This window comes from Oerskovia sp. Root22 (genome assembly GCF_001429135.1).
Lineage (GTDB): Bacteria > Actinomycetota > Actinomycetes > Actinomycetales > Cellulomonadaceae > Oerskovia > Oerskovia enterophila.
In genome coordinates, this window is the sequence record NZ_LMIL01000012.1 from 44,267 (window position 1) to 56,841 (window position 12,575).

9 protein-coding genes are annotated in these 12,575 nt (G+C 71.7%); 5 read left to right on the top strand and 4 right to left on the bottom strand.

Going from position 1 to position 12,575, the window contains the following annotated elements; all coding sequences use genetic code 11:
• Positions 1 to 509 precede the first annotated feature (509 nt).
• The 5 genes from ASE15_RS17975 to ASE15_RS17995 all read left to right on the top strand — a co-directional run bounded on the left by ASE15_RS17975 (position 510) and on the right by ASE15_RS17995 (position 3,896).
• Positions 510 to 947: a hypothetical protein gene (locus tag ASE15_RS17975; RefSeq protein ID WP_056764849.1), complete on the top strand. Its 438-nt coding sequence runs from the start codon at positions 510 to 512 to the stop codon at positions 945 to 947.
• Entirely contained in the window at positions 944 to 1,360 is a 417-nt protein-coding gene (locus tag ASE15_RS17980; RefSeq protein ID WP_056646861.1) for a hypothetical protein, read from the top strand. Before ASE15_RS17975 ends, ASE15_RS17980 begins: the two co-directional genes overlap by 4 nt.
• Positions 1,357 to 2,454: a DUF6545 domain-containing protein gene (locus tag ASE15_RS17985; RefSeq protein WP_056764851.1), complete on the top strand. Its 1,098-nt coding sequence runs from the start codon at positions 1,357 to 1,359 to the stop codon at positions 2,452 to 2,454. Before ASE15_RS17980 ends, ASE15_RS17985 begins: the two co-directional genes overlap by 4 nt.
• Positions 2,451 to 3,062 (top strand): hypothetical protein, encoded by a 612-nt coding sequence (locus ASE15_RS17990; RefSeq protein WP_056764853.1) that lies wholly within the window; start codon positions 2,451 to 2,453, stop codon positions 3,060 to 3,062. Before ASE15_RS17985 ends, ASE15_RS17990 begins: the two co-directional genes overlap by 4 nt.
• A 204-nt stretch (positions 3,063 to 3,266) precedes the next feature.
• Positions 3,267 to 3,896, top strand: a complete 630-nt coding sequence (locus ASE15_RS17995; RefSeq protein WP_056764855.1) for a LysE/ArgO family amino acid transporter — start codon at positions 3,267 to 3,269, stop codon at positions 3,894 to 3,896.
• 10 nt (positions 3,897 to 3,906) lie between these two features.
• On the opposite strand, the gene ASE15_RS18000 is transcribed toward ASE15_RS17995, so the two are convergent.
• The 4 genes from ASE15_RS18000 to gltB all read right to left on the bottom strand — a co-directional run bounded on the left by ASE15_RS18000 (position 3,907) and on the right by gltB (position 12,484).
• Positions 3,907 to 4,740 (bottom strand): nucleotidyltransferase domain-containing protein, encoded by an 834-nt coding sequence (locus ASE15_RS18000; RefSeq protein WP_056764857.1) that lies wholly within the window; start codon positions 4,738 to 4,740, stop codon positions 3,907 to 3,909.
• 182 nt (positions 4,741 to 4,922) lie between these two features.
• Complete coding sequence (gene pyk, locus ASE15_RS18005; protein WP_056764859.1) at positions 4,923 to 6,347, bottom strand: pyruvate kinase; 1,425 nt, start codon at positions 6,345 to 6,347, stop codon at positions 4,923 to 4,925.
• A gap of 118 nt (positions 6,348 to 6,465) precedes the next feature.
• Positions 6,466 to 7,932 (bottom strand): glutamate synthase subunit beta, encoded by a 1,467-nt coding sequence (locus tag ASE15_RS18010; RefSeq protein WP_056646882.1) that lies wholly within the window; start codon positions 7,930 to 7,932, stop codon positions 6,466 to 6,468.
• Positions 7,925 to 12,484, bottom strand: a complete 4,560-nt coding sequence (gene gltB / locus ASE15_RS18015; RefSeq protein WP_056646885.1) for a glutamate synthase large subunit — start codon at positions 12,482 to 12,484, stop codon at positions 7,925 to 7,927. The genes ASE15_RS18010 and gltB overlap by 8 nt, the downstream gene beginning before the upstream one ends.
• Between the last annotated feature and the right edge of the window lie 91 nt (positions 12,485 to 12,575).

Below are 12,575 nucleotides of genomic sequence, written 5' to 3' on the forward strand. Positions count from 1 at the left end.
GGGGAAGCCGTCGGAAGCCGGGCTCGGGGGATCGTCCGGCTCACCGACAGGCCGACCGGCCTGGTCCTGGTGGCGTTCGGGAGCCGGCCTCGCCGTGGGAGCGCGTCGCGCCGCCCGCACGTGGGAGCGGCGGTCGCCGCGGGCCGCTCGTGCGCAACCGACAGCGGCGCCTTCCGGGGACCCCCTGCTCCCCCGGAAGCGCCGCGCGGGCGCGCTCGGACGGGACGCACGACCCCCAAGGCCTCGACCGTCACGAGCTACGACACCCGTACTCTACTGACGGCAAAGTCGCCTCGAGGTCGAAGTTCCCGCAGATGAGAGAGCTCTCATGTGAACTGCACCACATCGTCACGAACGGTGCCCCTGATCCCCGTCCGCACCCCACGCACGTCCACCCAGCCCAGCCCGCGCGGCACCGGACCGGTCGCGGCGAGCCCCGCCGTCGGGCCTGTGAGATCTCTCCCTGCGGAGTGCGACCAGCACCCGCCCGTTCCTGGGACAATCGAGTGGTGACGACACACGAGAACCCTCCGGGCGAGCGGCTCAGCCGCGCGTTCCAGCACCGACTCAACGAGCTCTTCGCGACCCGACAGCGTGCCGGACGCGGCGCGACCAACCGCGAGGTCGCGAACTGGATGACGGAGCACGGCTACGCCGTCAAGGAGGCCTACCTCAGCGCGCTCCGCGGCGGCCACCGCACCTCGCCCTCGCTGCGCATCATCGAAGGCCTCGCGGCGTACTTCGGCGTCGAGCCCAAGGACCTCCTCGACACGGGAGAGGACCCCAAGAAGGAGCTCCGGCTCGCCCTCAACGACCACGGCGTCGAGGCCTTCGCGCTGCGCGCCGAGGGCCTGTCCGCGGAGAACGTGCGCGCCGTGACCCAGCTCCTGGACCAGATGCGCCGGATGCAGTCGCTCCCGGCCGTCGATCCCGTCGACGAGTCGTGAACGAGCATCGCACCCGCCTGACCGCGGCAGGACTCGACCGAGCCCGCAGCATCGACGACGCCCGGCGCATCGTCGCGACCCTGCGCGAGCGGCCCATCGACGTCGTCGACGGCCCACTGGGCGAGGGGATCTCGGGGATGTGGCTGAGCATGCCCGACGGCGAGAAGATCATCGTCAACTCCGAGGCGACCCTGTCCGAGCGCCACCGGCACCACATCATCGCGCACGAGCTGGTCCACATCCTCGACGCGTGCGACGACCCCGACGCCCCGCCGCCCGGACCCCAGCGGCGCAACCGCTACGAGGACCCGGTCGAGCACCGTGCCGAGTCGATCGCGAGCGAGCTCATGATGTCGATCGAGGCCACGGGCGGTGTCGCCCACCGCCTCGCCGGCATGGAGCGGTACCGGTGACCCTGCTCGCCTTCGCTCTCTTCGCCGGGGCCGCGCTCTGGACGGCTCTGCGCCACCGATCGCAGCACCGCGGGGACTACGCCCTGACCTGGGGGCTCGCGCTCGTGGCCGCTGCCTCGGCGCTGCGCATCAGCCAGGTCGAGTCGTTCCTGCTCGAGCACGCGCCCCCCGGCGCCCACGAGCTCGCCAAGCACGCCCTGCTCGTCGCCGGCTGCCTGTGCATCGCGGCGTGGGTCCAGGGCACCCAGGGGCCTCGGCCTCGTCCGACGTACCTCGCCTCGGGGATCGTCGGGGTCGTCGGGGTGCTCGTGCTCGTCTTCGCGCTCAACGGCCCGTGGGAGCGGCAGGACTTCGACCTGCAGACCGGCGGCAAGCCCTGGATGGCCCTGTACTGGGCCGCGTACTACGGGGCGTTCCTCTGGGCCACGGCGACGTTCGGCGTCTCGACCGTCCGGAACCGGCAGGACCGTCCCCGCAGCGACCGCTGGGGCATGGACCTCGCCGCCGCGGGTGCGTTCGTCGGGGTGCTGTGGGCACTCCTGAGCGCCGTCAACATCGTCCTGCAGGAGCCGGGGGCGATCGAGCAGTACCGGCTCCTCGGGATCCGCACGCGGTACCTGATCGCGGCGTCGAGCATCCTGCTCACGCTCGGGATCATGGGGCACCTGCTCTCGGCCGCTCGGACCCGGCGACGCCGCCGGGCCGACCTGAGCGCGCTGCACGCGCACCTGGTCGACGCCGTCGCGGAGTCCCGCCTGTCGTCCGTGCGCCCCGAGGTCGCCGAGTACCACCGGACCATCGAGATCATGGACGCGCTCGCGACGCTGGCCCGCTACTCGGCCCCCCAGGACGCCGCGCAGGTCCGGACCCTGGTCGGCGACGCGCCCGAGCCCGTGCTGCGGGCGCTGCAGATCGACCTCGCCGCGACCCGGCGCGGCATGGACGAGCGACCAGAGGTCCCCGCGGACTGGAGCGCCTGGGCCGAGGACGACCACGCCCTGCGCCACCTGGGCAGGGCGTTCCGTGAGCAGACGAGCGAGAAGCGCGCGGTCGTGCTCGCCGGAGTCCTCGGCACCGAGCAGGAGCCGCGATGACGCCCCCGGCCGGAGCGGCGGTCACCGCTGCCCCACCCCGCTGGGCCGTCGTCGTGACGGAGGTCCTCGCGCCGGGCTACACGGTCGCGGCTCTCGTCCTGGCCGCGGCCCTGTACGCGTCGCCCGGTCTGGCCGGCGCGCGCTACGTGGTGCTCGCGGTCCTGCTCTGCGGCGGGCTGCCCTACCTGTTCGTCCACGGGCTCGCGCGGGCCGAGGTCCTGGAGTCCCGTCACGTGCGCCCCCGGGCCCAGCGCCTCGTGGTCTTCGCGGGGCTCCTCGTCATCGAGGTCACGGCGATCCTCGTCCTGCACCTCGCGGGAGCACCTCCCCTGCTCCCCCGGCTCCTCGCGGCCTACCTCGCGGGGATCGTCGCGATCGCCCTGGTCACCCCGTTCGTGCGCGCCTCGGTGCACACCGCCGTGTTCTCGGTCGCCGCGGGCGTCTCCACGGCCCTGTCCTGGTGGCTGGCGGCCGCGCTCCTGGCCGTCGCGGTCGTCGTCGGGCTCTCCCGCCTCGCGGTGCACGACCACTCCCGCCGCGAGGTCGTGACGGGACTCGTGCTCGGCGCCTCGGTGGGGGCCGCGGCCGCCGCGGCTCTCCTCGGCTGACGTCCCGCGCGGCACCGGCAGCACGCCCATTCCGGACAGGTACCGGACCTCACACGGCGAGCCGATATCCCTTGACCTTCCCCGTACTGCGCGCGATCCTCGATCCATGCCGACGACGCCCCTCCTCGTGCCGCTGCCCGCCGCGACCACGCGACCAGCGGGCAGGCAGCAGGAGCTCCGGCCCCGGCGACCTCGCCCGGTGCCATGACGAGCGCACTGCTCGCCGGGCTCGTCGCGGGCTACGCGATCGCCATCCCGGTGGGCGCGATCGCCGTCTACCTCGTGACGCTCACCGCCCGCACACGTTTCGCGGTCGGGGCGGCCGCGGGCCTCGGCACCGCGACGGCCGACGGCATCTACGCGACGGTCGCGGTCGTCGCGGGGGCCGTCGTCGCCCCGCTCGTCGCAGCCGTCCGCACGCCGCTGACCTGGGCGTCGGTCGCGGTCCTCGCCTTCCTCGCGTGGCGCACGTTCCGCCCCGCGCTCCAGCGCGTCCTGCCCGACGGCGCCACGCCCCGTCCGGCGACCGCCGACACCACTCCCGTGCGGGCCTACGCGACGCTGCTCGGCCTCACCCTGGTCAACCCTGCGACAGTGATCTACTTCGCCGTCCTCGTGGCCGGTGGCGCGCTGAGCCCCGACGCGACGGGCGCGGAGCGAGCGGTCTTCGTGCTCGCGGCGTTCGTCGCGTCCGCGAGCTGGCAGATGCTCGTCGCCGGTGGTGGCGCTGTGCTCGGGCGCGCCCTCACGAACGACACCGGCCAGCGCGTCACCGCTGCCGTGGGCGGCCTGGTGATCCTCGCGCTCGCGGTGCACCTGGCGCTCGGGGCCTGACGCGAGGGCGTCAGGCCCCGACGAGGTCCGCCGGAGCGAACGTCCGGACCGCAGCCCGGAAGTACTGCTCTGCGCGCTCGCGCGCCTCGCCCCGCGAGCACTGCGCTTCTTCGAGACCTCGCGTCCCGCCGTGCGCGAGCTCGAGCTCCTCGGTCACGAACCGGCCGATCGCGGCACCGGCCGTTCCCGTCCCCATCTCGCGGGTCACGGCCTTGAGCGCGACGAGCTCGCCGACGGCATCCTGCACGGTCGACGAGGCCTCCCCCTGCGCGAGCAGGGTGAGCAGGTCGAGGGGTGGGTTGCTCGCGTCCGGGTGGACCCGCAGCCACCGCAGCACCGCGGCGGGCCGCAACGCGTAGAAGACCTTCTTGAGGGAGACGTCACCGCCCTCCCACCGGTCGCGCTGCCGACTGCCGAGGTACGCGTAGTGCCGGACCAGGGCTCCACGGTCGACGACGTCGGAGGCGAGCGCCCGCAGACCGTCGCGGAAGTCCTCGTCGCCGCGATACACGATCCCTGACTCCAACCACTCGACGATCGTCGCGTTCCCCTTCACCAGGAGCGGCACCGCCTTGACGAGGTCCCAGCCGTTGACGTCGAGGACCGCGTCGAGCGGGGTCTCCAGGACGTCGCGGCGCGGCCACGGCCCGAGGTAGTCCTCGGGAGCGCGGACGTACACGAACCGGCAGTCGTAGTCGCTGTCGGGCGACGGGAAGCCCCACGCCCTGCTCCCGCTCTCGACCGCCCACGGGATCGCGACGCGCTCGGTCACGGTGAGGGTCTCGAGGCGGTCGTCGATCGAGGCGACCACCGCGGGGTCGAGAGACGAGGGGAGGAAGCGCATCCCGGGAGACTAGCCGCTGCGCGCGCCGGCTCCCCAGGCAATTCTCGGGGGCCTTGTCGGTCGGTCCTGTCGGTGGAGCATCGCCCGAGCATGCCCTCCTTCCGCAACGACGAGGCCCCGGTGGCCGGTCGCGCGAGGAGCGCAGCCGGCCACCGGGGCCGTCGTCGAACTGTCAGCGCGGATCAGACGTCCGTGCTGTCACCGATCCGGTGCACGAGGATCGAGTTCGTCGTGCCGGGCTGGCCCACCGGGGCGCCCGAGACAACGACCACGAGGTCGCCGACCTCGGCGAGGCCGTTGGCCTGCAGGGTCGTGTCGACCTGGCCGACCATCGCGTCGGTGTTCGCGACCTCGGGCACCTGGTACGACTGGGTGCCCCACGTGAGCGACAGGACGTTGCGCACGTGCTCGCGCGGCGTGAACGCGAGCAGCGGGATCGACGAGCGCAGACGCGACATGCGTCGCGCCGAGTCGCCCGACTGCGTGAAGGTCGCGAGGTACTTCGCACCCAGGACCTCACCGATCTCGGCAGCGGCACGCGTGATGGCGCCACCGCGCGTGTGCGGGGTCGAGCCGAGCGGCGCCATGCGCTCACGGCCGGCTTCCTCGGTCGCCTCGATGATGCGGGCCATGGTCTCGACCGTCAGGATCGGGAAGTCGCCCACGCTCGTCTCGCCCGAGAGCATGACGGCGTCGGCCCCGTCGAGGACCGCGTTGGCGCAGTCCGACGCCTCGGCGCGCGTGGGGCGCGGCGAGTTCGTCATGGACTCGAGCACCTGCGTCGCCACGATGACCGGCTTGGCGTTGCGACGAGCGAGCTCGACGATGCGCTTCTGCACGAGCGGGACCTGCTCGAGCGGGAGCTCGACCGCGAGGTCACCACGGGCGACCATGACGCCGTCGAACGCGTCGATGATCTCCGCGAGGTTCTCGACGGCCTGCGGCTTCTCGATCTTGGCGATGACGGGGACCGAGCGGCCCTCCTCGTCCATGATCGTCTTGACGTCGTCGAAGTCGGCCGCAGAACGGACGAACGACAGCGCGATGATGTCCGCACCGAGGCGGAGCGCCCAGCGCAGGTCGTCGCGGTCCTTCTCGGACAGCGCCGGCACGGAGACCGCGACACCCGGCAGGTTCAGACCCTTGTTGTTGGAGACCGGTCCGGCCACCTCGACACGGGTGACGACCTGGGGGCCCTCGACCGCGGTGACGCGGACGAGCACCTTGCCGTCGTCGATCAGGATCGGGTCGCCGACGCGCGCGTCCCCGGGCAGACCCTTGTGGGTCGTGGAGACGAGCTCCTTGGTGCCCACGACGTCCTCGGTCGTGATCGTGAAGGTGTCGCCCTCGTTGAGCCAGTGCTTCTCGTCGCCGCCGAAGCGACCCAGGCGGATCTTGGGCCCCTGGAGGTCGACGAGCACAGCCACGGAACGGCCCGATGCCGTCGCGGCCTCGCGCACGCCGTGGTAGACGGCCTCGTGCTCCTCGGCACTGCCGTGGCTGCGGTTGATCCGCGCCACGTCCATCCCGGCGTCGACGAGCGCCCGGAGCTGTTCCTTCGACTCGGTCGCGGGTCCGATGGTGCAAACGATCTTTGCTCTGCGCATTTCTCCAGCCTCGTTGTTCCTTCGTGTCCGGCGGAACCGGACCGCCTCGGGCCCCTGCCTGGGCCCCGTCTCCACCCCGGACGTCCTCGCGGACGCCGGGGCGCGTCTCACACTCTTGTCATGCTCTCAGCGACACGGTCGATGCGCGCACCGGGGCAGGGAGCTCGGTGCGTCCCTGCAGGTACGCGTCGGCCGACGCGGCCGCGGCACGACCCTCGGCGATGGCCCACACGATGAGCGACTGCCCGCGTCCCGCGTCACCGGCGACGAACACGCCGGGAACGGTGGTCGCGAAGTCGTCGCCGCGTGCGACCAGGCCACGAGCCGTGAGCCCGATCTCCGACTGCGCCGAGAGCGTCTGGGTCTCCGGTCCCGTGAAGCCCATGGCCACGAGCACGAGATCGGCAGGGATCTCCTTCTCGGTGCCGGCCTTCGGGACGCGACGCCCGTCCGGGAGGTACTCGGTCTCGGCGACGCGCAGGGCGCGCACCCGACCGTCCTCGCCCGCCAGGAAGTCGACCGTCGACGCCAGGTAGGCCCGCTCGCCCCCCTCCTCGTGCGAGGAGGAGACCTCGAAGAGGATCGGGTCGGTCGGCCAGGGCTGCGTCGCCGAACGCTCGAGCGGCGGCCTCTTGCCGATCGCGAGCGTCGTGACGCTCGCCGCCCCCTGCCGGAGCGAGGTGCCCAGGCAGTCGGAGCCGGTGTCGCCGCCACCGATGACGATCACGTTCTTGCCCGTCGCGAGGATCTGGTCCTCGACCACGCCGCCCGCGACCACCGTGTTGGCCTGGTGCAGGAACTCCATGGCGAAGTGCACGCCGGGGAGGTCGTTGCCCGGGACCTGCAGGGCACGCGGGACCGTCGCGCCGGTCGCGAGGACCACGGCGTCGAAGCGACGTCGCAGCTCGTCCCAGGTGATGTCCACGCCGATCTCGACGCCCGGGCGGAAGCGGGTGCCCTCGGCCTCCATCTGCGCCAGGCGACGGTCGATGTGCAGCTTCTCGAGCTTGAAGTCCGGGATGCCGAACCGCAGCAGACCGCCGATCGCCGCGTCACGCTCGTAGACGACGACCGTGTGACCGGCACGGGTGAGCTGCTGGGCCGCGGCCAGGCCCGCGGGCCCCGAACCGACGACCGCGACCGTCGACCCCGTCAGACGCTGCGGCACCTGCGGCGTGACCAGCCCGCGGGCGAACGCCTCGTCGATGATCGAGACCTCGACGTTCTTGATGGTCACGGCCGGCTGGTTGATGCCGAGCACGCAGCTCGACTCGCACGGCGCCGGGCACACACGTCCCGTGAACTCCGGGAAGTTGTTGGTCTCGTGCAGCCGTTCGCTGGCCTCGGCCCACTGGTCGCGCCAGACCAGGTCGTTCCACTCGGGGATGAGGTTCCCGAGGGGGCAGCCCTGGTGGCAGAACGGGATGCCGCAGTCCATGCAGCGGCCCGCCTGCTCCTTGAGGAACGGCTGCCCCTCGACCAGGTGCTCGTGCACGTCGCGCCAGTCGCGCAGCCGGACCTCGACCGGACGGTTGGGCGGGAGCTCGCGCTCCCGCACCTTCAGGAATCCACGGGGATCAGCCACGAGCCACCTCCAAGATCTGGTCCCACACGCCGGGAGCGGCGGGGTCGAGCCCGTCGAGCTCGGCCTGCGCGAGCGCCTTGCGCACGCGGGCGAACTCGGCGGGCAGGATGCGCGTGAAGCGAGCACGCGCAGCGTCGAAGTCCTCGAGCAGCTCGGCCGCGACCGTCGAGCCCGTCTCCTCCAGGTGCGTGCGGACCAGGCCCTCGACGAGAGCCGCGTCCGCGTCGTCGAGCGGGTCGAGCAGGAGCTCGCCCGTCGCGACCGCAGCGGTGTTCATGGCCGCGGGCCGCAGGTCCAGCACGTAGGCCGTCCCTCCGGACATGCCCGCGCCGAGGTTGCGTCCGGTCGGGCCGAGGATCAGCACCGCACCACCGGTCATGTACTCGAGCCCGTGGTCGCCCACCCCCTCGACGACGAGCGTCGCCCCGGAGTTGCGGACCGCGAAGCGCTCGCCCACGAGCCCGCGCAGGAGGATCTGCCCGGACGTCGCGCCGTAGCCGATGACGTTGCCCGCCACGACGTTGCTCGACCCCGTGAGGACTGCCGAGCGGTCCGGACGGACGATGATGCGTCCACCCGAGAGGCCCTTGCCCACGTAGTCGTTCGCGTCGCCGAAGAGACGCAGCGTGATGCCGCGGGGCAGGAACGCCCCCATGGACTGACCGGCGGACCCCGTGAGGGAGACGTCGATCGTGTCGTCGGCCAGCCCCTCGCCGCGGTACCGCTTGGTCACCTCGTGACCGAGCATGGTGCCCACGGTGCGGTTGACGTTGCGGATCGGCAGGGCGATCCGGACCGGCTCGCGGTTCTCCAGGGCGTCGGCGGCCAGCGTGATGAGCTGGTTGTCGAGCGCCTTGTCGAGGCCGTGGTCCTGGGTCGTCGTGTTGCGCAGCGACGAGCCCTCGAGCGGCTGAGGCTTCTCGAGCACGGGCGCGAGGTCGAGACCCTGCGCCTTCCAGTGCTCGATCGCCTGCCGGGTGTCGAGCGCCTCGACGTGGCCCACGGCCTCCTCGATCGACCGGAACCCCAGGCGTGCCAGGTGCTCGCGCACCTCCTCGGCGATGAACTCGAAGAAGTTCACGACGAACTCGGGCTTGCCCGTGAAGCGTGCCCGCAGCTCGGGGTTCTGGGTGGCGACGCCCACCGGACAGGTGTCCAGGTGGCACACGCGCATCATGACGCAGCCGGAGACGACCATGGGAGCGGTCGCGAAGCCGAACTCCTCGGCACCGAGCAGCGCACCGACGACCACGTCGCGGCCCGTCTTCATCTGCCCGTCGACCTGCACCACGATGCGGTCGCGCAGGTTGTTCAGCACGAGCGTCTGCTGGGTCTCGGCCAGGCCGAGCTCCCACGGGGTGCCCGCGTGCTTGAGCGAGGTCAACGGGCTCGCGCCCGTGCCGCCGTCGTGCCCCGAGATGAGGACGACGTCCGCGTGCGCCTTGGACACACCGGTCGCGACCGTCCCCACGCCGAACTCGCTCACGAGCTTGACGTGCACACGAGCCGACGGGTTCGCGTTCTTGGCGTCGTGGATGAGCTGCGCCAGGTCCTCGATCGAGTAGATGTCGTGGTGCGGCGGCGGCGAGATGAGCCCGACGCCCGGCGTCGAGTGCCGGGTCCGGGCGATCCACGGGTAGACCTTGTGCCCGGGCAGCTGACCGCCCTCGCCGGGCTTGGCACCCTGGGCGAGCTTGATCTGGATGTCGTCCGCCGCGGTCAGGTACTCCGACGTGACGCCGAACCGGCCCGAGGCGATCTGCTTGACCTTCGAGCGACGCTCCGGGTCGTACAGACGCTCCGGCTCCTCGCCGCCCTCGCCCGTGTTCGAGCGACCACCCAGGCGGTTCATGGCGATGGCCAGGGTCTCGTGCGTCTCGGCCGAGATCGAGCCGTACGACATGGCGCCCGTGTTGAAGCGCTTGACGATCTCGCTGACCGGCTCGACCTCGTCGATCGAGATCTCCGGGCGCTGACCGTCCTTGAACTCCAGGAGCCCGCGCAGCGTCATGAGACGCGTCGACTGGTCGTCGACGCGCTGCGTGTACTGGCGGAAGATGTCGTACCGGCGCTCACGCGTCGCGTGCTGCAGCCGGAAGACCGTCTCCGGGTCGAACAGGTGCTCCTCGCCGTCACGGCGCCACTGGTACTCGCCGCCCGTGGTGAGACGGACGTGCGCCTGATGGTTGCCCGAGGCCGGGTAGGCCTCGGCGTGACGGGCCGCGACCTCGGCCGCGAGCACGTCGAGACCGATGCCTCCCAGACGGCTCGTGGTGCCTGCGAAGTAGTCCGCGACGAGCTCGTGCGACAGACCGAGCGCCTCGAAGACCTGTGCCCCGCGGTACGAGGAGATGGTCGAGATGCCCATCTTGCTCATGACCTTCAGGACGCCCTTGCCGAGCGCCTTGATGAGGTTCTTGACCGCCTTCTCCGGCTCGACCGTGACGAACCCGGACTTGGCGAGGTCCTCGACGGACTCCATCGCGAGGTACGGGTTGACCGCCGCGGCGCCGTAGCCGATGAGGAGCGCCACGTGGTGCACCTCCCGGACGTCCCCGGCCTCCACGACGAGCGAGACCTGGGTACGGGTGTGCCTGCGCAGCAGGTGGTGGTGCACCGCGCTCGACAGGAGCAGCGACGGGATGGGCGCGAGCTCCTGGTTGGAGTCGCGGTCGGAGAGCACGATGAAGCTCGCGCCGTCGGCGACGTGGGCGTCGACCTCGGCGAAGATCTCCTCGAGCCGCGCGTGCAGAGCCTCTCCCCCGCCGCTGACGGGGTAGAGCCCCTTGACCGTGACAGCCCGGAAGATGCCCTCGAGGCCCGGGTCGCGGTCGACGCGCAGGATCTTCGCGAGCTCGTCGTTGTCCAGCACCGGGAAGGGCAGGATCAGCTTGCGCGCGTGCAGCGGGCTGTCGTCCAGGAGGTTCGGCTCAGGACCGATCGCACCGCCGATCGACGTGACCAGCTCCTCGCGGATCGCGTCGAGCGGCGGGTTGGTCACCTGCGCGAACATCTGCGTGAAGTAGTCGAACAAGAGGCGAGGACGGCTGGACAGCACCGCGATGGGCGTGTCCGTCCCCATCGCGCCGAGCGGCTCGGCGCCCGTGCTCGCCATGGGGGTCAGCAGGATCCGCAGCTCTTCCTCGGTGTACCCGAAGGCGCGCTGACGACGCTGGACCGAGGCGGGGCTGTGCGCCACGTGCTCGCGCTCGGGCAGGTTCTCGAGGTAGACCGAGTTCTCGGCGACCCACTGCGCGTAGGGGCGCTGGGCGGCGAGCTGGCCCTTGACCTCCTCGTCCTCGATGATCCGGCCCTGACCGGTGTCGACGAGGAACATGCGCCCCGGCTCGAGGCGCCCCTTGCGGACGATCGTGGCCGGGTCGAGGTCCAGGACGCCGGCCTCGGAGGCCAGGACGACGAGGCCGTCCTCGGTCACCCAGTAGCGCCCCGGGCGCAGCCCGTTGCGGTCCAGCACGGCACCGATGAGGGTCCCGTCGGTGAAGTTGAGGCAGGCGGGCCCGTCCCACGGCTCCATGAGCGTGGAGTGGTACTCGTAGAAGGCTCGGCGGTCCGGGTCCATCTCGGCGTGGTTCTCCCAGGCCTCGGGCGCCATCATGAGGACGGCGTGAGGCAGGGAACGGCCCGAGAGGTGCAGGAGCTCGAGCACCTCGTCGAAGCTCGCCGAGTCGCTCGACCCCTCGGAGCACACGGGCAGCAGCGGGGCGAGGTCGCCCAGCTTGTCGCTCGCGAGCATGCCCTGACGCGCGGCCATCCAGTTGCGGTTGCCGCGCACCGTGTTGATCTCGCCGTTGTGCGCGATCATGCGGAACGGCTGCGCGAGCGGCCAGGACGGGAACGTGTTGGTCGAGAAGCGCGAGTGGACGAGCGCGAGCTCGCTCGCGTAGCGCGGGTCCGAGAGGTCCGGGAAGAACGGCTCGAGCTGCGCGACGGTCAGCATGCCCTTGTAGGTGAGCGTGCGGGACGACAACGAGGCGAAGAACAGACCGAGCTCGTGCTCGGCGCGCTTGCGCAGGCGATAGGTGCGCCGGTCCAGGTCGAGCCCGGACAGCTCCCGCGTCAGGTCCGCCACGACGAGCTGGCGGAACGTCGGCATGGAGGCCCGCGCGCTCGGCCCCACGAGGTCGGCGGTCACGGGGACGTCGCGCCACGCGAGGACGACGAGTCGTTCCTCGGCCGCGATGGCCTCGACCTGTCGCACGACCTCGGCGGCGGCCTCCGCGTCCTGGGGAAGGAAGGCCATGCCGATCGCGTAGTGCCCGGCCGGCGGGAGGTCCACGTCGACCACGTCCCGCACGAAGGCGTCGGGGATCTGGGTCAGGATGCCTGCCCCGTCTCCGCTGTTCTCCTCGGCGCCGACGGCGCCGCGGTGGTCCAGGTTGAGCAGGGCCGTGAGCCCCGCGTCAACGATGTCGCGTCCGGGTGTGCCGCGGAGCGTCGCCACGAAGGCGACGCCGCACGCGTCGTGCTCGGCCACAGGGTCATACAGGCCCTGTGCCGAAGGCGCAGCAGCCCGGTGCAGCGGCGTGGTCATCAACACCGTCCTCACAGGCGCCCGGCCATGGGCCGGGCTTTGATCCAACTTGGGGGATTGTGGGACTTCATCGGCCCAACGGACATGACTG